The sequence below is a fragment of the Aminobacter sp. Y103A genome (assembly GCF_030294925.1).
In the GTDB taxonomy this organism is placed as follows: domain Bacteria; phylum Pseudomonadota; class Alphaproteobacteria; order Rhizobiales; family Rhizobiaceae; genus Aminobacter; species Aminobacter ciceronei.
Window position 1 is genome coordinate 2106601 of sequence record NZ_AP017986.1, and the last position, 25612, is coordinate 2132212.

Annotated in this window: 26 protein-coding genes; 5 read left to right on the top strand and 21 right to left on the bottom strand. The window is 64.8% G+C overall.

The genetic code is table 11. The features are described 5' to 3' along the window. Positions 1–4 precede the first annotated feature (4 nt). Positions 5–493: a hypothetical protein gene (locus tag Amn_RS10185; protein WP_286296746.1), complete on the bottom strand. Its 489-nt coding sequence runs from the start codon at positions 491–493 to the stop codon at positions 5–7. A 246-nt stretch (positions 494–739) separates the two neighbouring features. Between Amn_RS10185 and Amn_RS10190 the strand changes: the two genes are divergently transcribed. Further along, entirely contained in the window at positions 740–1351 is a 612-nt protein-coding gene (locus tag Amn_RS10190; RefSeq protein WP_286296748.1) for a hypothetical protein, read from the top strand. Between the two features lie 119 nt (positions 1352–1470). Here the strand turns inward: Amn_RS10190 and Amn_RS10195 are convergent, their stop codons facing one another. The 5 genes from Amn_RS10195 to purM all read right to left on the bottom strand — a co-directional run bounded on the left by Amn_RS10195 (position 1471) and on the right by purM (position 4895). After that, positions 1471–1863 (bottom strand): tautomerase family protein, encoded by a 393-nt coding sequence (locus Amn_RS10195; protein WP_286296752.1) that lies wholly within the window; start codon positions 1861–1863, stop codon positions 1471–1473. A 60-nt stretch (positions 1864–1923) separates the two neighbouring features. Next, positions 1924–2340 (bottom strand): MarR family winged helix-turn-helix transcriptional regulator, encoded by a 417-nt coding sequence (locus Amn_RS10200; RefSeq protein ID WP_286296756.1) that lies wholly within the window; start codon positions 2338–2340, stop codon positions 1924–1926. Positions 2341–2568: 228 nt separating this feature from the next. Further along, positions 2569–3111, bottom strand: a complete 543-nt coding sequence (locus tag Amn_RS10205; RefSeq protein ID WP_286296759.1) for a SixA phosphatase family protein — start codon at positions 3109–3111, stop codon at positions 2569–2571. Between the two features lie 15 nt (positions 3112–3126). Beyond that, positions 3127–3834 carry a phosphoribosylglycinamide formyltransferase gene (gene purN, locus Amn_RS10210; RefSeq protein ID WP_286296762.1) on the bottom strand — a complete coding sequence of 236 codons (708 nt, stop codon included), beginning with the start codon at positions 3832–3834 and terminating at the stop codon, positions 3127–3129. Further along, positions 3831–4895 (bottom strand): phosphoribosylformylglycinamidine cyclo-ligase, encoded by a 1065-nt coding sequence (gene purM / locus Amn_RS10215; protein WP_286296765.1) that lies wholly within the window; start codon positions 4893–4895, stop codon positions 3831–3833. Before purM ends, purN begins: the two co-directional genes overlap by 4 nt. Positions 4896–5120: 225 nt before the next feature. Here purM and Amn_RS10220 point away from each other — a divergent pair, with 225 nt between their 5' ends. From Amn_RS10220 to hdaA, 3 genes are read left to right on the top strand one after another with little or no spacing between them, the layout of a single operon-like run. Further along, positions 5121–5678: a CDP-alcohol phosphatidyltransferase family protein gene (locus tag Amn_RS10220; protein WP_263007650.1), complete on the top strand. Its 558-nt coding sequence runs from the start codon at positions 5121–5123 to the stop codon at positions 5676–5678. Next, positions 5650–6966: an AI-2E family transporter gene (locus Amn_RS10225; protein WP_286296769.1), complete on the top strand. Its 1317-nt coding sequence runs from the start codon at positions 5650–5652 to the stop codon at positions 6964–6966. The genes Amn_RS10220 and Amn_RS10225 overlap by 29 nt, the downstream gene beginning before the upstream one ends. Continuing rightward, positions 6963–7670, top strand: coding sequence for a DnaA regulatory inactivator HdaA (gene hdaA / locus Amn_RS10230; RefSeq protein ID WP_286296770.1), 708 nt, complete (start codon positions 6963–6965; stop codon positions 7668–7670). Before Amn_RS10225 ends, hdaA begins: the two co-directional genes overlap by 4 nt. 452 nt (positions 7671–8122) lie before the next feature. Here hdaA and Amn_RS10235 read toward each other — a convergent pair whose 3' ends face one another. The 13 genes from Amn_RS10235 to Amn_RS10295 form a co-directional block, all read right to left on the bottom strand. After that, positions 8123–8569 (bottom strand): hypothetical protein, encoded by a 447-nt coding sequence (locus Amn_RS10235; protein ID WP_286296772.1) that lies wholly within the window; start codon positions 8567–8569, stop codon positions 8123–8125. Positions 8570–8830: 261 nt separating this feature from the next. Beyond that, the gene (locus Amn_RS10240) at positions 8831–9118 is read right to left on the bottom strand and encodes a GIY-YIG nuclease family protein (protein WP_067963929.1); all 288 of its coding nucleotides are present in this window, start codon (positions 9116–9118) and stop codon (positions 8831–8833) included. 407 nt (positions 9119–9525) lie between these two features. Then, positions 9526–9810, bottom strand: coding sequence for a hypothetical protein (locus tag Amn_RS10245; protein ID WP_182575304.1), 285 nt, complete (start codon positions 9808–9810; stop codon positions 9526–9528). A gap of 150 nt (positions 9811–9960) precedes the next feature. After that, entirely contained in the window at positions 9961–11061 is a 1101-nt protein-coding gene (locus tag Amn_RS10250) for a helix-turn-helix transcriptional regulator (RefSeq protein ID WP_286296779.1), read from the bottom strand. Positions 11062–11374: 313 nt separating this feature from the next. Further along, complete coding sequence (locus Amn_RS10255; RefSeq protein WP_286296782.1) at positions 11375–13192, bottom strand: ABC transporter ATP-binding protein; 1818 nt, start codon at positions 13190–13192, stop codon at positions 11375–11377. Continuing rightward, positions 13189–14133: an acetamidase/formamidase family protein gene (locus tag Amn_RS10260; protein ID WP_286296784.1), complete on the bottom strand. Its 945-nt coding sequence runs from the start codon at positions 14131–14133 to the stop codon at positions 13189–13191. The genes Amn_RS10255 and Amn_RS10260 overlap by 4 nt, the downstream gene beginning before the upstream one ends. Further along, entirely contained in the window at positions 14123–15766 is a 1644-nt protein-coding gene (locus Amn_RS10265; RefSeq protein ID WP_286296788.1) for an ABC transporter substrate-binding protein, read from the bottom strand. Before Amn_RS10265 ends, Amn_RS10260 begins: the two co-directional genes overlap by 11 nt. Before the next feature lie 70 nt (positions 15767–15836). Beyond that, positions 15837–16757, bottom strand: coding sequence for an ABC transporter permease (locus Amn_RS10270; protein WP_182575309.1), 921 nt, complete (start codon positions 16755–16757; stop codon positions 15837–15839). Next, entirely contained in the window at positions 16754–17659 is a 906-nt protein-coding gene (locus tag Amn_RS10275; RefSeq protein ID WP_286296791.1) for an ABC transporter permease, read from the bottom strand. Before Amn_RS10275 ends, Amn_RS10270 begins: the two co-directional genes overlap by 4 nt. After that, positions 17637–18317, bottom strand: coding sequence for an ANTAR domain-containing response regulator (locus tag Amn_RS10280; RefSeq protein WP_286296793.1), 681 nt, complete (start codon positions 18315–18317; stop codon positions 17637–17639). The genes Amn_RS10275 and Amn_RS10280 overlap by 23 nt, the downstream gene beginning before the upstream one ends. A gap of 13 nt (positions 18318–18330) precedes the next feature. Further along, positions 18331–19437, bottom strand: a complete 1107-nt coding sequence (locus Amn_RS10285) for a transporter substrate-binding protein (RefSeq protein ID WP_286296795.1) — start codon at positions 19435–19437, stop codon at positions 18331–18333. 192 nt (positions 19438–19629) lie between these two features. After that, positions 19630–20292, bottom strand: a complete 663-nt coding sequence (locus Amn_RS10290; protein ID WP_286296798.1) for a LysE family translocator — start codon at positions 20290–20292, stop codon at positions 19630–19632. Positions 20293–20493: 201 nt separating this feature from the next. Further along, positions 20494–21153, bottom strand: a complete 660-nt coding sequence (locus Amn_RS10295; RefSeq protein WP_286296800.1) for a response regulator — start codon at positions 21151–21153, stop codon at positions 20494–20496. A gap of 132 nt (positions 21154–21285) precedes the next feature. On the opposite strand from Amn_RS10295, the gene Amn_RS10300 reads away from it, so the two are divergent. Then, on the top strand, positions 21286–23052 hold the full coding sequence (locus tag Amn_RS10300; protein WP_286296802.1) for an ATP-binding protein: 1767 nt from the start codon (positions 21286–21288) through the stop codon (positions 23050–23052). Between the two features lie 374 nt (positions 23053–23426). Here Amn_RS10300 and Amn_RS10305 read toward each other — a convergent pair whose 3' ends face one another. Together Amn_RS10305 and Amn_RS10310 are read right to left on the bottom strand one after the other, a co-directional pair. Further along, on the bottom strand, positions 23427–23714 hold the full coding sequence (locus tag Amn_RS10305; protein WP_067963896.1) for a GIY-YIG nuclease family protein: 288 nt from the start codon (positions 23712–23714) through the stop codon (positions 23427–23429). Between the two features lie 517 nt (positions 23715–24231). Continuing rightward, positions 24232–25569 carry a purine-cytosine permease family protein gene (locus tag Amn_RS10310; RefSeq protein ID WP_067963906.1) on the bottom strand — a complete coding sequence of 446 codons (1338 nt, stop codon included), beginning with the start codon at positions 25567–25569 and terminating at the stop codon, positions 24232–24234. Between the last annotated feature and the right edge of the window lie 43 nt (positions 25570–25612).

Below are 25612 nucleotides of genomic sequence, written 5' to 3' on the forward strand. Positions count from 1 at the left end.
AGGATTAGCGTTTTCCGAGAATCTTGCACCTGGCTTGATAGATCGTTCGAAAGTGCTTCCCACTAAGGGTCGCGGATGTCTCACTCGCCATTTGCAGCACAATCAAACGCCATTCTCGGTATTCAAACGCCTGATCTTGGTTAAACATTCCTTCTGAGCTGATAGCGTCAAACGTCGCAGTGCCCTCCGCAAGCCTCAGGTCCGCCTTCTTGACTACTCCAACTTGCTCGCCGTGCTGGTAAACGCCGTCCGGGTGACGCGCTGGCGCGAGTGAAATGTGGGGCACAGGGGTAGGCGATAGCCGCTTTTCGAGATCGGCTATGGTTTCGTCGCGCTTAGTTATGCGCTCATTGAGTGTGGCGATGCGTTCACCAGATATGAAACGCCCAGCCGCAAAACCTCCGCCACCTATGAATACCACCAACGCAACGAACACCCATGGCGCGGCTGCCACTGCCGCCCAGTTTGTTTGCAGAAATTCGATAAGCCCCATGTGCGATACATACCAGAACATCCATGGTTGGGAACGTCCATATCCGGGCGATCGAGCACTGGACCAATTCGACCTGCACCACACCACATTGCAGATGGAGCGGGTCAGCTGTGCGCCGCTGGAGCGCATCCACTGACCCTGCCTGCGTCAAACTGTCAGCACTCTGTCCCGTTATCTCTAACATCTGGAATGCCTATCTATGGCTCGGCCGATGCGTGTTCGGCGCGGAACCTTAGGAGAGCGTCGATGGGCGGGTTTGATTTCAGGAACAAATACAGCGGCAAGGGCCGGGATGGCCTGCTTGGCTCGGTCCTCGGCGAAATCGGCAAGCGGCTTGGCGACAAGGCCTCAAGCGGCAGTCATGGCGGCACCAGTCACGGTGGCAGCAGTCATGGCGGCAGCAGTCGCGGCGGCAGCGGCCATGGCGGCGGCGGCAACTGGGGTCAGCGTTCGGGCAACGACGGAGCCTTCGGGCGCGACGGGCGTGTGGCGTCGGCAAAAACCGCGCCGCGCTCGCGTTTGCCCGGCTTCGGCAGCACGGCAGCGCTTGTCGTGCTGGTGGTGTGGACGCTTTTGGCCTGGGGCGGCTACAGCCTCGTCGACGGCGTGCTCGCCTGGACGTCGACAAATGCCGGCGCCCTGGTGCAGACCGGCCGGGATGCGGCGGCCGCGACCGGCATCGGCTCGGAGGTTGTCGGTGTCGTCGGCAGTGCCGAGACGTCGGGCCTGCTCGGCGGATTTTTCGCGCTCGTCGGTGCCGTGCTCAAGCCGCTGGTGGTCGTGGTCTGGCTGGTCGGCGCCGTGCTGATCATGGCGGCACCCAGGCTGGTGTCGCTGCTCACGCGCAAGTTCCGCTAGGCGGTTTTTGGCCCGGCGCGGCCAAGACAGGCACGCCCAGGATTTGCGTGGCTCAAGACAGGCCACGCGCCCCAGGACCTGGCATGGCGCCACGTCGGATGCGGTGACCAGGGGGGCCATCAAGGATGGTGATAGCGGAACTCCTGGGTCTTGCCGCCATAACCGTAGGACGCCGCGCGCACGTCATGGACGTGGATGTAGCTCTCTTCGTGGATGTCGCCGAGGATGTCGGCAAAGCCTTGGAAAACCGCCGCGATGTAACGCTTCTTCTCGTCCTTGGTGTTGGTCTCGTCGGTGATTTTGATCTCCAGCGCAAAGCTCGACTTGCCGTGGCTGGTGAGCGAGCGGCCGGCGATGATCCAGTCGCGCGGGTCGACATAGCTGATGGCAATCGCCGTCACTTCGGGCTTCTTGCCGAGGATTGTGCTGGTGTGTTCGGCGAGCATCGCCGCCACCTTGTCGGTCAGCGTGTCGCTGCGCTGGGCTGCGATCTTGACGGTGAGGATAGGCATTTTCTCTCTCCTTTTGTTAGCTATGCAACTATTGTGAAGGGCTCATGGGTCGTGATTGGCTCATTCCAGCTTGGCGGCGATCGCCTTGGCCTGCTCGACAAAACCGGCAAACACCTGGTCGCCGAAAACGCCCTGCAGGCGTTGGGTGACCGCGCCGCTGGCGGCGTTCAGCGCGTCCTTGATCGCAATCGCCTCCGCCGTCGGCGTGATCAGGGATTCGCGTTTGTCCCCAGTCGATTTGGTCCTGACGATCAGGCCCCTGGCTTCCAGCCCGTCGAGGCCGCGTGTCGCGGTCGCCCGGGCGATCTTCAACTCGTCAGCCAGTTCGCTCTGCAACAGGCCCGGCCGTGCCAGCACCGCCCTCAGCATGAAGCCTTGCGGCGGCGTCAGGCCGAAGGGCTGAAAGGCCGCCGTCCAGACGCGGTCGAGCTGGCGCGCCAGAGCTGTGGTGTTGAAGTAGATGCAACGGTCGAACATGGAGACGGTATAGCCGATAGTAGTTGCATATGCAATTATTATTTTGCCCGGTTTAAAAAAGGGCGCGGCCGACCGGGTGAGGGCGGCGGCCTCGAAGGACTTAATGGCCTGATGTTGCCGGGCAGGGGCGGCTGCCGGTTGCTCGCCGGTTTCAGGTGCTGGCCGATCTTCAGAATGCTGGGATGGCAGGGAACTGACCCGGCCGTCGCTCGTCCGCGCCGCCGCGCCTCAGCCCAGCTCTCTTGGCCTGATACAATGGGTCAGGCGCGCGCTGCCGGGGCGCAGCTCGTTCCAGCCGCCTTCGAATTCGAAGCGGGCCAGCGCGCCGCTGGGGAATTTCTCTTCGAGCGACTGGACCGCATCGGCCTCCGAGCCGGGACCGGCCAGTTGGGCAGCGAAGATCTCGAGCCCCGGATTGTGGCCGATGACCAGCAGGCTGCCGATCTCCTGGGGTGCTGATCTGGTCAGCGCGAACAGGTCGTTGGCGAGCGCGCCATAGATGCTGTCGTGGAAGCTTGCCTGGGGCAGGGGCGCCGGCCAGTCCGCTGACGCCAGCTGCCATGTTTCGCGGGTGCGCGCGGCAGGCGAGACATAGACCAGCTCGGGCAGCCAGCCGCGTCGGGCAATTTCCTGGCCCATGCGCGGTGCGGCCTTCAGCCCACGCGGCGCCAAGGGCCGGTCGAAATCGGCAAGCGCCTCGTCGTCCCAGCTCGACTTGGCATGGCGCAGAAGAAGAAGATGCCTCGTCCTTGCCATGCCTGCCTTTGCCATGTCGGGTCTTTCGGCTCAGGGCGTGATGCGGGCGAGCTGCTCGAGGTCGATCTCGTCGCGCGCCGGATGGGGCGAGACGATCTCGTCGGTGCCGATGCTGTCGCTGAAGCCGGAAAAGGCCGTGCGGCTGCCCTCCATGCGCACCTTGCCTTCGGCAAACAGCTTGAGGGCAAGCGGATAGAGCCGGTGCTCGGCCTTGAGCACGCGGGCCGACAAGGTCGGCTCGTCGTCGTCGATCAGCACCGGCACGGCGGCCTGGGCGATGATGGGGCCGTCATCCATCTCGGGCGTGACGAAATGCACGGTGCAGCCATGCACGCGGATGCCGGCGTCGAGCGCGCGCTGGTGGGTGTCGAGCCCCTTGAACGACGGCAACAGTGCCGGATGGATGTTGATCATCCGGCCCTGCCATGTCTCGACGAAGCCGGTGGTCAACAGACGCATGTAGCCGGCTAGCGCCACGATCTCGGCGCCGAACGTGTCGAGTGCCGTGGCAATCGCCTCGTCATGCGCTTCCTTGCTGGCGTGCTCCGCGCGGGTCACCACCTTGGTGGCGATGCCGCGGCTGGCGGCGATGCCGAGGCCGGGCGCATTGGCCTTGTCGGAGATGACGCCGACGATCTCGGCCGGGAAGGCCGGGTCGGCGGCGGCGTCGATCAGCGCGGCCATGTTGGAGCCGCGGCCTGAAATCAGGATGACGGTGCGTTTGCGCTGCAGGCTCATAGGGCGAGCGACCCGCGATAGATGACGCCGGTGTCGCGGCGCGGCACGATGCGGCCGATCGGCGTGACGGTCTCGCCGGCCTCCTGCAGCACGGCGGCGACCTGCGCTGCCTGTCCGGCGGCAACGACCGCGATCATGCCGATGCCGCAGTTGAAGGTGCGCATCATTTCTTCAGGCGACACACCGCCGGTGGAAGCCAGCCACGAGAACACGCGTGGTGCCTCGATCGCCGACAAATCGAGCTCGGCCGAGAATTCCTTGGGCAGCACCCTGGGGATGTTTTCGGGGAAACCGCCGCCGGTGATGTGGGCCAGCGCCTTGATGCCGTTGGTCTCGCGGATCGCCTTGAGCAGCGACTTGACATAGATGCGCGTCGGTTCGAGCAGCGCTTCGGCAAGCGTCGGGCCATCGGCGAAAGGCGCCCGGTCGCTCCACTTCAGGCCGGAGACCTCGACGATGCGGCGGACCAGCGAATAGCCGTTGGAATGCACGCCGGAGGAGGCGAGGCCAAGCAGCACGTCGCCTTCGACGACGTCGTCGGTCGGCAGCAGCCGGCCGCGCTCGGCGGCACCGACGGCAAAGCCGGCGAGGTCGTAGTCATTGCCATGATACATGCCGGGCATTTCGGCGGTTTCGCCGCCGATCAGCGCGCAGCCGGCCTGGCGGCAGCCCTCGGCGATGCCGGAGACGATGTCGGCGCCCTGGTTGGGGTCGAGCTTGCCGGTGGCGAAATAGTCGAGGAACAACAGCGGCTCGGCGCCCTGGACGACGATGTCGTTGACGCACATGGCGACGAGGTCGACGCCGATCGTGTCATGCTTGCCGGCATCGATGGCGATCTTGAGCTTGGTGCCGACGCCGTCATTGGCCGCGACCAGGATCGGATCGTTGAAACCGGCGGCCTTGAGGTCGAACAGGCCGCCGAAGCCGCCGATCTCGCCATCGGCGCCCGGCCGGCGCGTCGAGCGCACCAGCGGCTTGATCTTCTCGACCATCAGGTTTCCGGCGTCGATGTCGACGCCCGCCTGCGCATAGGTGAGACCGTTCTTGCCTTCGCTCATCGCCAATTCCTGATGCCCAAATCCTGGTGCGCTTTTGCGGCGCTATTCGCATGAACGGCCGGTTCCCGCAAGCGAGACAGCCGGATTGCCTTGGAAACGGCCGCCAAAGCGGTGGACAGGGGGCTGACGCGGCCCGCTCTCTTGCGATGCGGTCAAGTCTCGCCCATTTATCGACCAAAGACAAAATATCTTAAAAAGACAAAGCAAAAAGGCGGGATGCTGATTGTGACTGTTCCGAACATGATCACCATCATGAGGCTGATCCTCGTGCCGTGCGTGATCTACGCCATGCTGGCGGGCGAGTGGGACTGGGCCTTCGCCGGCTTCGTCATTGCCGGCGTCTCCGACGGCGTCGACGGTTTCATCGCCCGCCATTTCAACCAGCGTTCGGAACTCGGCGCCTATCTCGATCCGATGGCCGACAAGCTGCTCCTGGTCAGCGTCTTCGTCGTGCTCGGCATCATGGGGCACCTGCCTTTGTGGCTGGTGATGCTGGCGGTGTCGCGCGACGCGCTGATCATCGGCGCCGTGCTGTTGTCGACCATCATGGGCCACCCGGTGAAGGTCAGCCCGCTGATGGTGTCGAAGGTCAATACGGCGATCCAGATCGTTCTGGCGGCGGTGGTGCTGGCCGAACTTGCCTTCAGCTTTGCGCTCGGCCCGGTCCGGCCGGCGTTGATAACCATTTCCGGCCTCTTGACCGTCGCTTCGGCGGCAGCCTATCTCGTGGCTTGGCTGAGGCACATGAGCGGTTATGGCGAAGGCGACACTCCCAACCGATAACGACGCGGCCGAAGAAGCGGCGGCGGCGGCATTCCGCAAGCAGATCCGCTTCTGGCTGATTTCGGCCGTCCTGTTCGCCGCCTTCCTCTATCTGTTCAGCGACATCCTTTTGCCCTTCGTCGCGGGCATGGCGCTGGCCTATTTCCTCGACCCGGTCGCCGACCGGCTGCAGAAGCTCGGCCTGTCCAGGTTGATGGCAACCGTCGTCATCCTTGTCTGCTTCCTGGTGCTTCTGGTGCTTGGCCTTGTCATCATCATTCCGGTGCTGGCCTCGCAGATGGCCGATTTCGCCGCCAAGGTGCCGGGTTATCTCGAAAGCCTGCAGCAGCTGATCACCAACTTCAATCCGCAATGGCTGGAGCAGCGTTTCGGCGTCGATGCGCAAGGCCTGCGTGAGGGGCTGAGCTCGCTGCTCAAGTCGGGCTTCGGTTTTGTCACCACCATCTTCCAGTCGATCTGGAGCTCCGGCGTGGCGCTGTTTTCGATCGCCAGCCTGTTCGTGGTCACGCCCGTCGTCGCCTTCTACATGCTGCTCGACTGGGACCGCATGGTCGCGGTCGTCGACAGCTGGATCCCGCGCGATCACGTCGTCACCGTCCGCCAGATCGCGCGCGACATCAACACCGCGATCGCCGGCTTCGTCCGCGGGCAGGGCACGCTGTGCCTGATCCTCGGCATCCTCTATGCCGTCGGCCTGACCTTGACCGGGCTCAATTTCGGCGTGCTGATCGGCCTGTTTGCCGGCCTCGTCAGCTTCATTCCTTATGTCGGTTCGCTGCTTGGCCTGGTGCTGTCGATCGGCGTCGCCTTCGTCCAGTTCTGGCCCGACTGGACAATGGTGGCTGCGGTGGCGGCGGTGTTTTTCATCGGCCAGTTCATCGAGGGCAACATCCTGCAGCCGCGCCTCGTCGGCAAGAGTGTCGGCCTGCATCCGGTCTGGCTGATGTTCGCACTCGTCGCCTTCGGCGCGATGTTCGGTTTTGTCGGCCTGCTGGTGGCGGTGCCGTCGGCGGCGGCCGTTGCCGTGCTTGTGCGTTTCGCCATCGGCCGTTACCTCGATTCCCCGCTCTATCACGGCCATGCCGTGGAGGTGCCCGAGGCGCCCGCGCCGAGCGGTGCAAAAATCGAGGCCGCTCGCTTGCCGAGCGATGCCAGGACCGAGGCTGTCGCTTCGGGTAGCGCCAAGACCGCCGCTGCCATGCGGAGCCGTGCAAAAACCGAGGCCGATAGGCCGAGCCGCGCCAAAGTCCAGGCCCGCAAGCCGGGCGATGCGAAACCGGAAAAATGACAGTGTCGCGCGAGCCGATCAAACCGCGCCAGCTGCCGCTCGACCTTGGTCATTCACCAGGGTTTTCGCGCGACGACCTCGTTGTCTCGGGGGCCAACGCGCAAGCCGTGTCGCTGATCGACCGCTGGCCCGAATGGCCGGCATCAGTGGTGCTGCTCGCCGGTCCGGCCGGCTCGGGCAAGTCGCATCTCGCCGCGATCTGGCGCGACCATGCCGACGCACTTCAGCTCGACGTTTCAGACATATCAGCCCATCTCGGTGAGGTCGGCACAGCCTCGGTGCTGATCGACGATGCCGACCAGGGTCGGCTCGACCAGAACGGGTTGTTTCACCTCATCAACACGGTGCGCGGCTCGGGCGCGCAGCTGCTGCTCACCGCGCGCAGCTTTCCCGTCGCCTGGGGCGTGACGCTGCCCGACCTCGCCTCGCGGCTCAAGGCTGCGGCGACAGTCGAGATCGACGAGCCCGACGACCTTCTGCTCGCCGGCGTCATCACCAAGCTGTTCGCCGACCGCCAGGTCGAGGTCGAGCCGCATGTCGTGCAGTTCCTGGTCCGCCGCATCGAGCGCTCCCTGTCGACCGCCATCCGCGTCGTCGAACGCCTCGACCGCGCCGCCCTGGAACAGAAAAGCCGCATCACCCGGGCACTTGCCGCCGAAACCATCGGCGCCCTCGACGCCGGGCAAGGCGAGTTCGAGCTGTAGGGCGGGTTCTGCAGCGCTTGGGCGCTGCCGTAAGGGTGGCTTGCCGCGAGCGGCCTCTCCGCTCCGTCATCCCAGACGCTTGACCCGAGGATTCATGCCGTGAGGGTGGGGAATGTGGGACGGGTGGAAGAAAGTGCACACGTCCTGCACCGCTTGAGCCCGGCTATAATGTCACGGCATGGATCCTAGGGTCTACGCGACGGAGCTTCGCTCCTGCTTCGCCCTAGGATGACGAAGGACGGGGGGCGGTCGCAGGCTTAGTGATGATGATTGCCGAGCGCTGCCCTCTAATTCGTCGCCGAGCGGTGCCTCTCCACTTCGTCATCCTCGGGCTTGACCCGAGGATCCATGCCGTGAGGGTGAGGAATGTGGGGCGGGTGGAGGAAAGTGCCTGTGTTCTGCATCGCCTGCGCGCTGCCAGCCAGGGTAAGGCTTCAGTCGACGCGAAGCCGTTATCCCGGCTCTTCCCACTGCCTCCGGATCTGTTGCTCCAGCCTGTCAATTATCTCGCCGTTGACGCCATCGCTCGCCGCATGAGCGAGGCGAGACACCACCGCCAAAGCCGCATATTGCCCCTCGGTCGTCGCGACATCGTGCATCGCGGCCAACGCCTGTTCTGTCACCACCGTCCCGCCGTCGATCACCTGTCTGGCCAGATCGGCGATACGAGCGGCAAGAGGGGACGTCGAATTCTCGAGCCAGCTTGCCAGCAAGTCGCGTTGTCGCTCAGTCGGCAGCCGGTCGGATGCTGGCGGGCAGACGATCTCGTACAGCACGCAGAATTCAGCATTGGTCGAGATGAATCTTGCCTCCGCCATGAGCGCGGCAGCCCTGGCGGCATCCAGATACGGGAAGTTGCAGTCGATCCTGTCGGAAAAAGCCTGCTCTTGATTGTCCATGAAGGCGCTCGGCGGAGAAGATGCAAGTTCCGTAGCAAGCCGATCTCGGGACCGCAATTGAAGTGGATTTCCGTCCGGAATGGCGCAAGACCAAAAGTGCCTCCACAAGTCGAAGAAAGGCGGAAACGCTCCTCGGAAGGAGCACGCGTTCTGAACCGTCTTTACGTTGCCGTGAGGTCACGGCATGGATCCCAAGGTCTCCGCGACGTCGCTGCGCTCCTGCTCCGCCCTAGGATGACGATGGTGCAGGCTCTCGTGACATCACCACCCAAGCCCACGAAACAGCTCGTGCCATTCCGGATTGGTCGTCTCGATCAGCTCGACCTTCCACTGGCGTGGCCAGCGTTTCAGCGATTTTTCGCGCTGGATGGCGTCGCGGATGTCGAAATGCTCCTCGTACCAGACGAGGCGCTGCACGCCGTAACGTGCGGTGAAACGAGAGCCTTTGCCTGCCTTGTGCTCCGGCAGACGGCGCGCGAGATCGTTCGTCACGCCAATATAGATCGTGCCGCCCTTCTGGCTGGCGGTCATGTAGACATATCCGGTCATCGCGAGAGATTATTCGCGGCAAGGTTGCGCGCAAGGCCTGCTGCACGCATGCCCGCAGCTGAACCCACCTGGCGACACATCCATCCCTTCGTCATCCTAGGGCGGAGCAGGAGCGCAGCTCCGTCGCGAAGACCCTGGGATCCATGCCGTGACACTGCGGCAGCGCCGAAGCGGTGCAGAACGCGTGCTTTTTCTGCCCCTGCATAAGGTTCGTCACCCTCACGGCATGGATCCCCGGGGCAAGCCTCTGGGATGACGAAGCGGAGAGGCATCGCTCAGCAATCCAGCCTACCACCAAGCCCGCGGCGACACACCCATCCCTTCATCATCCTAGGGTCTTCGCGACGGAGCTTCGTTCCTGCTTCGCCTTGGGATGACGATGGTGCGGGAGTGTTGCCGGAATTGCCCTAACCTCTGGCCAGCCTGGAATAGAGCGCCTTGGCGCCGAGCAGCACGGCCAGCAGCGTGATATTGGAGACCAGCCCGACAGCGACGGCAAAGGCCTTGGCGATGTCGTCGGAGGCGCCGAAGCTGAACGGGATCAGCACGGCGACGAAGACGACGCCGAGCGCGATCGGGATCCAGCGGTTGAGCGTCGGCGCGGTGTTGGCGGCGGTGACCAGAAGCGCGACCAGCAGGCCGATGCGGAACGGGTCGGTCAGCTGGGCCAGATAGATGTCGAGATAAGGCATTGTCGTTTCTCCCCCCTCCAGTTGTGCAGGTCGCAGGCCAACTGTCGAGTAAGCCTATCGTCTAGATCGGCGCCGTTTGTCTTCGAACGGCAGCTCTGTCTCTGTGCAAGCATGATCCCGAAAACCGCTGGCCGCTCCAGCGATCATGCCCTAGCTGCCCGGTCGCGGCAGGGTCACGCCGAGCAGGAGCCGGACCAGCGACGATTGCTTGGAAACGCCCGACTTGGCGAAGATCGAACGCAGATGCGAGCGCACGGTTTCCCGGGCGATGCCGAAATCCTGGCCGATGGCGTCGATGCTGCGGCCGTCGGCAAGGGCCGCGGCGATGCGCGCTTCGCTCGGCGTCAGGTCGAACAGCGCCTGCAGCACCTTGACCGGCGGCGCGCCCGGGCCGGGCAGCGGCATGATGACGAGAATGCTGTTCATGCGGCTGAACACGTCGTTGGCCGAGCCGCGCACCGGCAACAGATGGGCAACGCCTGACGGCTTGCCGTCTTGGCCCTTGATCGGGAAGGACTGGACGATGCCGCGCCTGGTGCCGCCGGCCAGTGCCGAAAGGGCCTGATCGAGCAAGGCATCGGCCTTCCTGTCGGTGATCTGGGCACGCGCCGTGCCGTCCTGCACCATGTCGGGGATCAGCCTGTCCATCAGCGCGTTGCAGGCAAGCAGTTGGCCGCGTCCACCGAGCACCGCCGCCGGCAGGCCAAGCGCCTCCAGCGCGTCGGCCCCGGCACGCGCCTTTTCCAGCCCGAGCCGCGCGCCGACCATGGCCGCGCGGGCGACATGTGGGCGTAAGCGGTCGAGTGCCTCGACAAGGGGACGCTCGAACGGGCCGCGTGCGGTCGAACGCTCGAGGTTGAACGACAGCACGTCGCCGGTGGGCAGCGGGATATGGGTGCCGGCGGCCCAGCCCATGCCGCGTGGCCTGAGGAAATCGCGGTAGATCGGCTCGCGCTCCAGCTCCTCTTCGCTGAAGGCATCGAGGTCGGTGATGAAGCCGGGATAGGCAAGCGCTTCGGCGCGCGCCGCCCGGCCGTTCACCGCCATCCAGCCCTCATCCATGAAGGCCCCGACATGGGGCGCGACCGCCTCCGAGGCGACATAGGCGGAAGCACCGCGGCTGATGGTGAAGAGATAGCCGCCGATGCCGTCGACGGCCCTGGCGAGGTCGTCGAGCAAGGCGGGCCATTTCTCCGGGACGAAGGACGCCTCATAGATCTGGTCGATGAATTTTTCCGACAGCTCCGCCAATCGTTGCCACTCCCACCCTGGCCCGCGACCGGTTATGCAAAGTCATTCGCGCGTGGCGCAAAGCCGGCGAGCGGATCCGCCAGGCCTGGGCATGGTGGAACGCACTGCTGTCATTCAGCTTTTGTTGACCATGCTTGATCGGACGATAGCACTACACTTTGATTCATCAAATGCTGGCTGCCCTGCGCAAACGTCGCAACGGCACAACTCCCTGTGATCTTTCCACAATCTATGGCCGCCGCCGCCACGCACATCGGTTGTTCGGGTGGAGGATGTCCAGGCTGCCCGGCGCCGGCCGCGCCGGGCGGCGCGCTCAGCCGGCCTGGCTTTCTGACGATTCGGCGACGAGGTGGCCGCCGCCGACATCGGTGAGCACCAGTTTCTGAGGCGCGTCGCCAAGCTTGCGCACCGGGCTCGGGATTTCGCGCTCCATGCGGGCGAAACGTGTCCTGCGCCTGAGCGGATCGGGAACCGGCACCGCCTCGATCAGCCGCCTGGTGTAGGCATGGCGCGGATTGGAAAAGATCTGGTCGCGCGTGCCCATCTCGACGATCTGGCCGAGATACATGACGGCGACACGGTCGGAGATGTTCTCCACCACCGCCATGTCGTGCGAGATGAACAGATAGGCGACGCCGAATTCACGCTGCAGCTCCTTCAGCAATTGCAGCACGCGCGCCTGCACCGAGACGTCGAGCGCGGACACGCTTTCGTCGGCGATGATCAGCTTGGGCCGCAGCGCCAAGGCGCGGGCGATGCAGATGCGCTGGCGCTGGCCGCCGGAAAACTCGTGCGGATAACGTTCCATCTGGTCGGCAGAAAGACCGACGCGCTCGAACAAAGCGGCGACCCGTTCGCTGCGCTCTTTGGATGTGCCGATGTCGTGAATCACAAGCGGTTCGGCGACGAGGTCGCCGACACGCATGCGCGGATCGAGCGAGGCGTAAGGGTCCTGGAAAATCATCTGCACGTCGCGGCGCACCGCCTTGCGCGCCTCGCGGCCGAGGCCCTTGAGGTTGCGTCCGCCGATCTCGAGCTCGCCGTGATAGGGCACCAGGCCGGCAAGCGCCTTCGCCGTCGTCGACTTGCCGCAGCCGGATTCGCCGACCAAAGACAGCGTCTCGTTGGCGGCGATGGCAAAGCTGATGCCCTCGACGGCATGGACCCGGCGGTTGACCCGGCCGAAGAAGCCGCCGGTGAGGTCGAAGCGGACATGGAGGTCGCGCGCCACGGCGACCGGTTGGGGTTTCGCCGCTTCGATCTCTGTCTGTGCTGCCTGCCGCGCGGTGCCCATGCGCGGCACCGCGGCCAGCAGGTCGCGTGTGTAGTCGACCTGGGGCCGTGCGAAGATGTCGGCGACCTTGCCCTGCTCGACCATGCGGCCGTTGCGCATGATGATGACGCGGTCGGCCATTTCGGCGACGACGCCCATGTCGTGGGTGATGAGGATGACGCTGGTGCCGTGCTGGCGCTGCAGGTCGCGCAACAGTTCGAGCACTTCGCCCTGCACGGTGACGTCGAGTGCCGTTGTCGGCTCGTCGGCGATCAGCACGTCGGGCTTCAGCGCCAGCGCCATGGCGACCATGACGCGCTGGCGCATGCCGCCGGAGAGTTCATGCGGATATTGCTTCAGCCGGCTTTCGGCCTCGGGGATGCGCACGGCGGTCAGCGCCTCGATGGCGAGTTGGCGCGACTGGGCCGCGGACACACCTTTATGGGCCTCGATCGCCTCGACCAGTTGGCGGCCGATCGACAGCACCGGGTTGAGCGAGGTCATCGGCTCCTGGAAGATCATGGCGATGCGGTTGCCGCGGATGCGGCGCATCCGGCGTTCGTCGAGCGAGGTGAGATCGGTGTCGCCGAGCCGGATCGAGCCGGCCAAAATGCGCGCCGCCGGCTGCGGCAGCAGCGCCATGATCGCCAGCGAGGTCATCGACTTGCCGGAGCCGGATTCACCGGCGATGCACAAGGTCTCGCCGCGCGAAAGCGAGAAGGAGAGGTCGGAGACGACGGGTCGTTCGCCGTCGTCGCCGCGCACGGAAATGGTCAGCCCGGCGACGTCGAGCACCGGCCTGTCGGCTGCCGGGGCAGGGGCTCCGGCAGCCTGTTTCGGATCGGTCGCTGCGTTCATTCGAACACGCAGCGCGGGAAGTAGAATGTGACAACCCAGTTCGGCATGTCGACGATCTCCGAAATGCGCAGGTCGCCGCACACCGACACGAGCATGTAGGCGTCGACGGGGTCCATCTGGTAACGCCGTGACAGCAGGTCGACCATCTGGGCGACGGCTTCTTTGGCGCCGGTCATCAGATCGGGACCGATGCCTGTCGTCACCTCATAGCCCTTGGCGTCGAGATGCCGCGTCACCGGCCCCGGCGTGGTGAAGCGCGGCGTCTTCAGCCTGGCATCCTTGACCAGGTCGAGGGTCAGCACGACGTTCATCGGGCTTTCGATCGCCGTGCCGCAGACCTCGCCGTCGCCCTGGGCGGCATGCGTGTCGCCGACAGAGAACAGCGCGCCCGCCACTTCGACAGGCAGATAGAGCACGGTGCCGGCGGCAAGGTCGCGGATGTCGAGATTGCCGCCGACGCGGCGTGGCGGCACCACCGAGTGGTGCCCCATCTCGGCAGGGGCGTTGCCGATGGTGCCGGCGAAAGGCTTCAGCGGCACGCGGCCGTTTTTGCCGAACAAAGCCGGCTCGAGCGAGGTCGCGTCATATTTCCAGATGGTGAGCGCCGGCTCGGCAAAATCGTCGGCGAGCAGGCCGAAGCCCGGAATGTTGGCCGTCCAGCCGAAGCCGGACGGCTTGAACGCCTCGATCGTCACCTTGAGCGCATCGCCCGGTTCGGCGCCCTCGACGAAGATCGGCCCGGTCACCGGGTTGATCCGGTCGAAGTCGAGTTTGGCGATGTCGTCGACGGTGCTGTTTGCCGTGAGCTGGCCGCCCGAGGAATCAAGACATTCGAACTCGATCGTCGAGCCGGGCGCCACCCGCTCGGCCGGGGCAAAGGAATTGTCCCAGCCGAAGTGATGATGGCGTCCGTGGATGGTGTAGTTGCAGTTATTGCACATCGGTCACATACACATAGTCGTAGTTGATCGGGATATGGACCGGGTCGACATACAGCTTGTCGTCGCCGCCCATGCGCGGCGACTTCATGGTGAAGCGCTGCTCGTTGAAGACAGGCGCCCAGGGTGCGTCGGCCATGATCCTGGCGTAGATCTCGCCCCACAATTTGGCGCGTTCCTCGGCCTTGGCGGGATCGACGATCGAATCGGCGGCTGCCGCCTTTTCGTCGAGCTCCTTGTTGCAGTACCAGGCCCAGTTCCAGCCGCCCTGCACCGCACCGCCGCAGCCAAGGATCGGGCCGTAGAAGTTGGACGGATCGGGGAAGTCGGCGATCCAGGCCATGCCGCCGGACCAGATCATCGGCGCGCCGTCCTTTTCGCCGCCGGCGGCAATGACATTGGCCTGGGCGAGCGACTGGATCGCGGCCTTGATGCCGATTGCCGCCAGATCCTGCTGGATCGCCTGGGCGATGCGCGGGTTGGGATCGGTGTTCATGACGAACAGTTCGGTCTCGAAGCCCTGGGGATGGCCGGCCTCGCCGAGCAGCGCCTTGGCCTTGTCCAGATCGAAGGCGTAACCGGTGAAAGCCTTGTCATAACCGGGCATCGACGGCGGCAGCGGCTGGTTGGCGGGGACGGCGCGGTTGTTGATCAGCTTGACGATGCGGTCCTTGTTGATCGCCATGTTGACCGCCTGGCGCACCTTGACGTTGTCGAAGGGCGCCATCTGGGTGTTCATGGTGACGTAGCCGGTCTGCAGCTGGCCGCCTTCGACGACGCGCGCCTTCTGCTCGGGATCGGCCATCACCTCCTGGAACTTGGCCGGCGGAATGCCGTCGCCCGGAACGTCGACCTCGCCATTCTGCAGGCGCAGAAGGGCTACGATCGGCTCCTGGCCGATCTCGAAGGTGATCTTGTCAATATAGGGCAGGCCCTTGTGCCAGTAGTCGGCGTTGCGCTCGAACACCAGGCGCTGGCCGAGCGTCCACTCGGCCATCCTGTAGGCGCCGGTGCCGACAGGGTGCTTGCCGAAGTCGGCGCCGTATTTCTCGACCTCTTCCTTGGGCACGACATGGCTGAAATTGATCGCCATGACATGCAGGAAGGTGGCGTCGGGGCGCGACAGCTCGATCTTGACAGTCGAGGGGTCGACGACGGTGACGCCGGCCAGGCTTTCCGACTTGCCGCCGGCGACGTCGTCATAGCCGTTGATCGAGGCGAAGAAGCCGGCGCCCGGGCTCTGCGTCTTGGGGTTGGTGACGCGGTCGAGCGAATATTTGACGTCGTCTGCCGTCATCTCGCGGCCATTGTGGAATTTCACGCCCTTGCGCAGCTTGAAGGTGAAGGTCTTGCCGTCGGGCGAGATCTCGTAGCTCTCGGCCAGTTCGGGCCGCAGCGTGGTGGTGCCGGGCTCGTAATCCATCAGCCCGTCGAACAGGCTCTTGATCATCGACCAGTTCTGCCAGTCATAACCGATCGCCGGATCGAGGGTGGCGACGTCGTCCTTGTAGGTGATGGTGACCGCGCCGCCCTGCTTGGCCTTGGGGTCGAGCGTTTCCTGTGCGGTGGCCGAGGCCAGGCCGAGCGCCAGCAATAGCGCTGACGCGGCGACGGTCGATGTCAACAATTGTCTCATTCGAGGTTCCCTTCTCTTTGTTTGTCTGCTTGTCGTCTGTCTGTTGGCAGTCTGTTGGTCTTGTCGGGGATCAGCGCAGCTTGATGCGCGGATCGATGAACGGGGCGACGATGTCGGCGAGCAGATTGCCGAGCACGATGGCGCAGGCCGAGACCAGCGTGACGCCCATGATGATCGGGATGTCGACGCGCTGGATCGCCTGCCAGGCGAGCTGGCCGATGCCGGGCCAGCCGAACACGCTTTCGACCACCACGATGCCGCCCATGAACATGCCGATGTCGATGCCGATCATGGCTATGACAGGCAGGATGGCGTTGGGCAGAGCGTGGCCGAACAGCACGGCGCGCTGGGCCAGCCCCTTGGCGCGGGCGGTGCGGATATAGTCCTGGCGCAGCACGTCGATCATCGACGAGCGCATCATGCGCGAATACCAGCCGGCGCCGAGGATGCCGAGCGTCAGCGACGGCAGCACCATGTGGCTGAAGGTGCCGTAGCCGCCGATCGGAAACCAGCCGAGCTTGACGGCAAAGACGTAGAGCAGCAGCAGGCCGACGACGAATTGCGGCGCCGACACGCCGATGAAGGAGCCGACCATCAGCGCCTGGTCGGTGGCGCTGCCGCGCTTCACCGCAGCGATAAGCCCCATGCTCAGGCCGATGACCAGCTCGCAGACGATGGCGCCGACCATCAGAAGCAGGCTGGCCGGCAGGCGCGCCACGATCAGCTCGCTGACCTCCGAACGCTGGATGTAGGAACGGCCGAGATCGCCGCTGACGAGGTTGGTCAGATAGCGCCAGTATTGCACCGCGAAGGGCTGGTCGAGCCCGAGCTGCTGGCGGATGCTCTCGACCGTCTGCGGGGTTGCACTGCGGCCGGCGATCTGGCGCACCGGGTCGGCCGGCAGCAGATAGAGCAGGGCGAAGGTGATCAGCGACACGCCGAGCAGGATCAAAGCTGCCTGGATCAGCCGGCGGGTGAGATAGGCGATCATGCCCGGCCTCGCTGCGTCGGGTCGAGAATGTCGCGCAGGGCGTCGCCGACAAGATTGAAGGCGAGCGCCAGGGCCAGGATCGCCGCACCTGGGAAGAACACCAGCCAGGGTGCTGCCTGGAAATAGGTCTGGTTCTCGAAGATGATGTTGCCCCACGACGCCGTCGGCGGCTGCACGCCGATGCCGAGATAGGACAGCGTCGCTTCGAGCAGCACCGTCGTCGAGATGCCGAGCGTGCCCCAGACGATGATGGTCGGCAGAAGATGCGGCAGGATGTGGCGGAACAGGATGCGTGCCGTGCCGGCGCCGATCGTGCGCTCGGCGTCGATGAACTCACGTTCGGCCAGCGAGCTGGTTTCGGTGAAGACGATGCGGGCCGTCTGCACCCAGTTGACCAGCGCGATCACCATGGCGACGATCCACAGGCTGGGCTGGAACACGGCGGCCAGGCAGATGGCGAGCAAAAGGGCCGGAAAGGCCATCATCAGGTCGGTGAAGCGCATCAGCGCTGCGCCTGTAAAGCCGCGGAAATAACCCGCGGTGATGCCGACGAGCGTGCCGATCAGAAGGGCAGCGCCATTGGCGACGATGCCGATGATCAGCGAGGTCCGCGCGCCATGGAGAATGCGGGTCAGGAGGTCCCGGCCGAGCAGGTCGGTGCCGAGCCAGAAGGTGGCGCTGGGCGGCAGCGGCGCGCCTTCCAGCGTCAGCCCGTCGAACATCTGCTCGTTGGGGTCGTAGCCGGTGAGATAGGGGGCGAGCAGGGCGCCAGCGACCGTGATCGCGATGATCACCAGGCCGGTCAGCGCCAGCGGCCGCCTGACGAGGCGGCGCCAGACACCGGCGCGTGCCTTGGCCGGCACGGCGATGGCTGATATCTCAGGCGCGATGGGACTGGTCAAGGCCGCCCTCCTTGTCGGTCTTGGCCTTTTCGGTCAGGGCCTTCTCGGTCATGGCCTTGTCGGTCTGGGCCTTCTCGGTGATGGCCTTGTCGGTGAGGGCGACGACACGCCGGGCGGCGTCCTCGAGGCTGACCTGCCAGTTCATGGCGAGCGAACGCAACTGCGCATAAGCGCGCTCGTCGTCGACGCCCTGGCTCGACAGCGCTGCAACAGCGCGGACAATGGTCTGGCGCTCGGCGACGCGCTGCTGGAGTGCTGCGATCTCGTCGGCCAGCTGCCGGCGCGCGGCAAAACTCTGGCGGGCAATCAAAAGCGCGCTGTAGACGCCGGCATTGCCGACCGGCTTCAGCAGCTGCGCATCGGCCTTGTGCGACAGCGCCCATTCGATCCGGCCCGGCGCTTCCGAGCCGATCAGCGCGATCGTCGGCATCGGTGCGGCACCCCGCGCCCACGGAAACTGCTGGTCGAAGCCGAGATCGACGTCGAAGAACACGAAGTCGGCGGCCAGCGCCTCGGCCGGCAGGTCCGGCCAGCAGTCGACGACCTCGAGGCCGATCGCCTGGAGCTGGCGTGATATGGCGCCGACCGTGGCATGCGGGCGGTGCAGCACGAATGCCTTCGCGCCGCCGAGATTGGGGATATGGGCGGCCCGGCTCATGACACGACCCCGCTCATGACACCACCTTGAGCCTGGCACGGCCGAAGGTATTGGCCCGGTCGTAACGCGAGAGATAGGGGTCCGGGGCGACACGCTCGATATGGCTGACGCGTTCGAAGCCGAGCCCCGAGATGCGGCCGATCTCGACCGGCAAGGTCGCATGCTGGGTCTGCGGGTCGACGGCGATGGTGCCGAAGGGCGTGGCGAAACTTGACCTGGCAAAGGCGGTGGACAGTTCGGCGAAACCCGCGCCGGGATTTGCCTGGAGCACCTTGGCCAGCACCATGACAGAGGCATAGCCGGAGGCCTCGAAGGACGACGCCGGCGTCTCGGCAGTGGCGGTGCCGGCGTCGCGGAAATAGGGGCCGACGGAGAGGTGGCCGCCGCCGGCAGCACCGATCGCCGGCAGTTCGGCCTCGGTCAGGTTGCAGGACAGGATCGGGCAGCGCTCAGGCCCGAAATGCGGGTCGTTGCGCGCCAGCTCGGCATATCTGGCGAAGAAGGCGTAGGACGAGGTGCCGATCAGATTGTTGAGGATGAAGGACGGCCGTGTCGCTTTGATCTCCTCGATCAGCCTGGAAACGTCGGCATCGCCGATCGGCAGATAGCGCTCGCCCAGCACCTTGCCGCCGGCATCCGCGATCAGGTCGCGCGCGACGCGGTTGGTTTCCCAGCCCCAGATGTAGTTGGAGCCGAGCAGGAAGCCATCGGCGCCGAAGCGCGGCACGACATGGGCCAGAAGCGGCACCAGGTGCTGGTTCGGGCAGGCATGCATGTAGACGACATGCTCATTGGCCTCGAAGCCTTCATAGGGGCAGGCATACCACAGTGCCGCCCCCGACTTCTCCAGCACCGGGATGACCTCCTTGCGGCTCCACGACGTCACGGCGCCGATGACATGGCGCGCGCTGCTCTGGCGCAGGATCTCGTCGCACAAGGGCGCATAGCGGTCGATATTGCCGCCGGGGTCGCGCTCGATGGCGACGAGCTCGATGCCTCTTGCCGGGTCGGCGTTGACGTCCGATATGGCGCGCATGGCACCCGCATGGCAGGCGTTGGCGACCAGCTGGTAGCTGCCCGAGCGCGAATAGAGCACGCCGATTTCGATGCGCGACTTCAAGAAATTCCCTCCCAAAAACAAAAATGCCCCGCAGCCATCGCCGGGAGGCGAGGCATACGAGGCATGTTTGCCACCCGGCAGTCGGGGCCGGTATTTTGACGTCAGCCTAGCCTGTCGCGCTCTTCAGTCAAGGGGGGCAGATGCGAATGCATGGATCCGGGCGAATCCATGGACGCTTGATCAGGCAGCCCGTCAGATCTGGTGGCCGACAAGCGCCAGGCCGAGCCCGACAAGGATCGAGCCGCAGGCCTTGGGCACGATCCAGCCGGTATTTCCCGATGCGACGCGGGCGAGGGTGACCGAGGCGATGCCGACGGCAGCGACGTCGGCAACCGAGAACACCAGGTTGACGAACATGCCGAGCAGCAGGAACTGCAGCCACACCGGCAAGGCGGCTGCCGGATCGACGAATTGCGGCAGGAAGGTCAGGAAGAACAAGGCGGTCTTCGGGTTGAGGATCTCGACGATGATGCTGTCGCGCAGGCTTTGTGACGCGAGACTGGGCGAGGCCAGGCTTTGTGACGCGGGGCTGGGCGAGGCGGGGCTGGCGGCGTCGCCATGCGGCTTGCCCCAGCCCATGAACATCGAGAGGCCGAGCCAGACGAGATAGGCGGCACCGGCAAGCCTGATCGCCTCGAAAAGCATCGGCGCCTGCTCGATCAGCGAGGCCAGGCCGATGGCCGCGGCGAAGATGTGGACGTAGCAGCCGATATGGACGCCAAAGGCCGCCATCAGCCCGGCCCGGCGGCCGAGCGCCACCGTCTGCGCCGTCATGTAGAGGATTGCCGGCCCCGGCATGCAGGCGAAGGCCAGCGTTGCCAGGGCAAACGGCAACAACAGTTCCAGCGACGACATGCAGGCTCCTCCCCAGTGATCCGATCGCCACATGACGCGATCGCCACATGACGCTGTGGAAGGGAGGAATAGGCTGGGCCATCAGGCGAAAACATACGGCATGTGGCGTATATCGACTGCCCGTCGCCTCGGCTAAATAGTTGATGGTTAAAGAGATATTGACGTGATGTCGGGCGCCGGCAGGGCGCTGCGCGGCAACCTTCAGGCTGTGGGCAAACCCAGGCGAACCGCATAGGCGGTCAGTTCGGCGGCACTGTGGAGATTGAGCTTGCCCATCAGGTTTTCGCGGTGCTTGCGCACCGTCTGCGGGCTGATGCCGAGCCGCTCGGCGATTTCGCGCGCCGTCAGCCCCTGCGCCACCAGTGCGAGGATTTCGCGCTCGCGCCGGGTCAGCGGCACCGGCGACAGGATGTCGGGCACGGCGTGCTGCCTGCCGCTGCCGGACGCCTCGCCGACGGCGAAACGCACGGTGCGGGCAAGGTAGGTGCCGCCTTTCCCGATTGCCTCGATCGCCTCGCCGAGTTCCTCGGGGTCGCCGTCCTTGGTCAGATAGCCGCTGGCGCCGGCCTCGACTGCGGCGCGCACCGTGCGCGGCTCGATATTGGCGGTCAGCACGATGATCTTCAGCCTGGGCACGAGCTCCCTGATGTCGGAGATGAACTGGATGCCGGCAACGCCGGGCATGCCGAGGTCGAGCAGCAGCAGGTCGGCGCGGGTCTTTGTGACCTGCTCCAGCAAGGCCTCGCCATCCGCGGCTTCGGCCACCACCGACATGTTGTCCATCGTCGAGATCAGCATCTTCAGCCCTTCGCGCACCAGCGCGTGGTCGTCGGCGAGGATGAAGGTGAGAGGGCGGTTCATGTGGTCACCATTCATGATGAAGCGATGCGAATCGGCAGAACGCCAACTTATGGGAAATAAAATGGTGGTAGATCAACAGTCCCTGATGAGGAAAGCTTATGCGATCTTCATCCGGTACTTCGGGGGAATCGGATGCAGGAAGACAAGATACGCCAGGCTCTGGTCGAGCTTCTCTATCGCAATTCATATGGCGTGGTCATTTCCAACATCGTCATTTCGCTCGCCGCCGTCTACGTCTTGCGCAGCGGCATTTCCACGCCATGGCTGGCGGGATGGCTCGGCACGCTCTATGCGCTGACGGCGCTGCGCGTCCTTGCCTCCCGCCGCTTCTTCAGCCGGCCGCGCGATATCAGGACGATCATGCGCTGGGCCTGGCTGGCGGCCGCCTTTTCCTGGGTCTCGGGCCTGTTGTGGGGCATGTTCGGCTGGGTCGGCTTCCTGCCGGAAGCGCCGCTTCTTCTGTCCTTCACCGTGGTGGTGCTGACCGGCCTGGTCTGCGGCACAGTGCCGTCGCTTTCGGCCTTTCCGCCGGCGCTGATCGGCTCGATCCTGGCGACTGTGCTGCCGGTCGCCGCCCGCGTCATCACCAGCGGCAGCGCGATTTCGGCGGGTTTTCTGTTCCTGCTCGTCTCGCTCGTGGTGATCAATTTCTACTATTGCCGCATAACCTACCGCATGCTGCGCGAGACCATCAGCCTGCGCCTGGAAAATGAACGGCTCGTCGAGCATCTGCAGGAGGAGCGCGACCGGGCGCAAACCGCCGACCGCGCCAAGACCCGCTTCCTCGCCGCGGCGAGCCACGACCTGCGCCAGCCGATCCATGCGCTCAGCCTTTTGGTGTCGACGATTGCCGTGCTGGCCAAACGCGGCAACGTGCCGGCCGAGCAGGCGCGCGGCCTCGCCGGCCGGGCCAAGTCGATCATCGGCAATCTCAGCGGCCTGCTGAACGCGCTTCTCGACATCTCCAGGCTCGATGCCGGCATCGTCACGGTTGCCCGCGAAACCGTGTGCCTGCGCGAACTGTTCCGCGATTTCCGCGAGGAGTTCGCCACCGAGGCCAAGGAGCGTGGCCTGACATGGCGGGTGGTCGACAGCCATCTGCTGGTCGAAAGCGACCCGATGATGCTGAAGCGGGTGCTGACCAACCTGGTCACCAACGCCTTCCGCTACACCAGGCAGGGTGGCGTCGTGCTCGGCTGCCGCAAGCGCGCCGGGTTCGTCGAGATCCAGGTCTGGGATACGGGGCCCGGCATTCCAGACGACCAGCAGGCAATGATCTTCGAGGAATTCGTGCAATTGCAGAACCCGGCGCGCGATCGCACGCAAGGGCTCGGCCTCGGCCTCGCCATCGTCCGCCGCACCGCCGGCCTGCTGAAGCACCCGCTGAGGCTGGTATCCAGACCGGGGCGCGGTTCGATGTTTTCGATCACCGTGCCGGAAGTCCGCGCTGCGAAGGCGCCGGTGCCGCAGCGCGAGACGCGGACTGAAGCCCTGACCGGCGGCATCATCGTCGTCGAGGACGAGAGCGACATCCTCGAGGCGATGGAGCAGCTTTTGACCATCGAGGGCCACAGCGTCTATGCCGGACGCTCGGCGGCGGAGGCCCAGGCGGTGCATGCGGCCGCCGCCCTGCGCGGCGCGGCATCGGTCGACCTGATCATCTCGGACTACCGGCTGGCCCATGGCGCCACCGGGCTCGAAGCGATCCGCATGCTCAGTGCCTATCTCGGCCGCAGCGTGCCTTCGATCATCATCACCGGCGACACCTCGCCGTCACGGCTGAAGGAGGTGAGCGCCGGCGGCAGCCGCATCCTGCACAAGCCGATCTCGGAGGCCGAGCTCAGCCAGGCGATCCAGGCGGCGTGGGCCGACGGCGGGGCGGTGACGGCGGGGGAATGAGCCTGGCTGGCGGAGCGTGGGCTCTCCGCTTCGTCAATCCAGAGGCGACGTTCCTGTTGGCTCGAGACAGGCGTTGGAGAGACCGGCAACGCTTTGCGCATTCGTCATCCTAGGGCGGAGCAGGAAGCGTAGCGCATGGCGTAGACCCGGGGCCATGCCGTGAAGGTGAGGAATGTGGGGTGGGCAGAAGAAAGAGCACTTGTCCGCTCGCTTGAACACAGTTGCCATGCGGTGAGGGTGGTGGGTGGAAGAAGGAATGCGCGTCCTGCCCCGCTTGAGCCCGGCGGCAATTTCACGGCATGGATCCCAGGGTCTCCGCGACGGAGCTGCGCTCCTGCTTCGCCCTGGGATGACGAAATGGTGGGCTCCCGACATCACCACCCAAGCCCACGAAACAGCTCGTGCCATTCGGGATTGGTCTTCTCGATCAGCTCGACCTTCCACTGGCGTGGCCAGCGTTTGAGCGATTTCTCGCGCTGGATGGCGTCGCGGATGTCGAAGTGCTCCTCGTACCAGACGAGGCGATGTACGCCGTAACGCGCGGTGAAACGAGAGCCCTCGCTTGCCTTGTGTTCCGGCAGACGGCGCGCGAGATCGTTCGTCACGCCGATATAGATCGTGCCGCCCTTCTGGCTGGCGGTCATGTAGACATATCCGGTCATCGCGAGAGATTATTCGCGGCAGGGTTGCGCGCAAGGCCTGCCACATGGGCGCACGCCCCGCAGTTGAACCCCACCTGGCGACGGCCCACCCCTTCGTCATCCCAGGGTCGCCGCGTCGCTGCGCTCCTGCTTCGCCCTAGGATGACGAAGCGGAGAGGCCGCTCGCGGCAACCGGCTCACCACCTAAGCCCGCGACGACGCCCCCGCCCTTCGTCATCCTAGGGCGAAGCAGGAGCGAAGCTCCGTCGCGGCGACCCTAGGATCCATGCCGTGACCTCGCGGCCGGGCTCAAGCGGTCCAGAAGCCTCTCCTGCACCCGTCCCACATTCCTGGACCTCACGGCATGGATCCTAGGGTCAAGCCCTAGGATGACGAATTGGAGAGGCCGCTCGGCAGGCCAAGACCACCCAAGCCAGCGGCGTCCACGCCGTCCTGCGGCGGGGCAAGGCAAGGTCAAAAAACAATCCGGGCGCCGTCGGGTCTCGATGGTCGAGACCGCAACGGCGCCCGGTTGGCCTCAGGAGGCGATGGCGACGGTTCTGATGCGCGACGACAGCGCCCAGAACAACAGGAAGCTGCTGGTGACGGTTGCCGGCGCCGACAGCAGTTCGAGGTTGGGGATGGCGAGCAGGATGATGCCGATGGCCACCGCACCGAACCAGGCGACCATTCCGGGCGCGTAATAGGCCGGGAAATCGTCGTCGGGACGGGCGCTTTCCTCGCCGCTGCCGTCATGCTGTCCGCACATGATATAGGCCAGCGCCACGCCGACCCAGGCGACGACGAAGATGCCCTGATAGGCGAGTGCGACGAGCAGATACTGGAAGATGTCGGCCAGCATCACGACATAGACGATGACGCCGACAATGATCGCCCAGACATATTTCGGCATCTCCAGCTTGAACACCAGCCGGAAGAACGCCTGCATGTTGACTGTCGACAGGTAGAAGTTGGTGGTGTTGATGCGCGTCTGGCTGATCCAGACGAACAGCAGGCCGAGCGCGCCCATCATCACGATCAGCGCCTTGACGACCGACACTTCCGAGGTTGCGCCCTCGAGCGGGATCGTCTGCACCAGGAAGATGCCGACCAGGCCGTTGACGAAATAGGTCAGCGTGTAGAAGGGCAGGCCGAAATTGAACACGGCGTGGTAGGTCTCGTCCTCCTTCTTGCCGAAGCGGGCGAAGTCGAAGGTGCACATCATCATCCACCAGACGCCCATGAAGGCGATGAAGACGTTGATCCAGCCATAGGGCGGGGCGCCGCCATCAGGCGTCATGGTCAGCCAGGCGTTGGAATAGCCGTAATGCGAGATGGCATAGATCACCGTGCCCATCAGGCCGACAAGATAGAGCGGCAAAAGATAGCCGTTGAACTTGTCGAGCCAGTGCTGGACGCTGCCGAGGATCAGCGGCACGCTGTAGATGCAGACGATAAGCGCTGCGACCGCGAAGGTCAGGCCTTCGAAATAGTAGGTCGCCGCCGTGGCGATGACCGAGCCTTCGAACACGGCGTAATAGATGCTCGACACCGCATAGATGAAGGTGGCAATCGCCGAGCCGTAGCGGCCGAACAAGAGCCTTGAAAACAGCGACACCGACAGGCCGCTCCTGATCGCGTAGCGGGTGATGACCGCATTGATCGCCGAGTAGGAGATAACAGTCAGTATCAGGCCGATAATCGTATTGGCGGTGCCATAGATCTCGGCGAGCGTCGCCGAGATGATGAGAAAGAACATGGCGCTGCAGATCGCCCAGAAGGCCATCGTCAGATTGAGCTTGGGCATGCGGCCTTTGGGTGGGACGGGCCGTTGCGAATAGTCGAGTTCCCCTGCGACATCGAGACTTCCAGACATGGTTCATCTCCGAATTTTTGTTTTTTGGCAGATTCTTGATTCT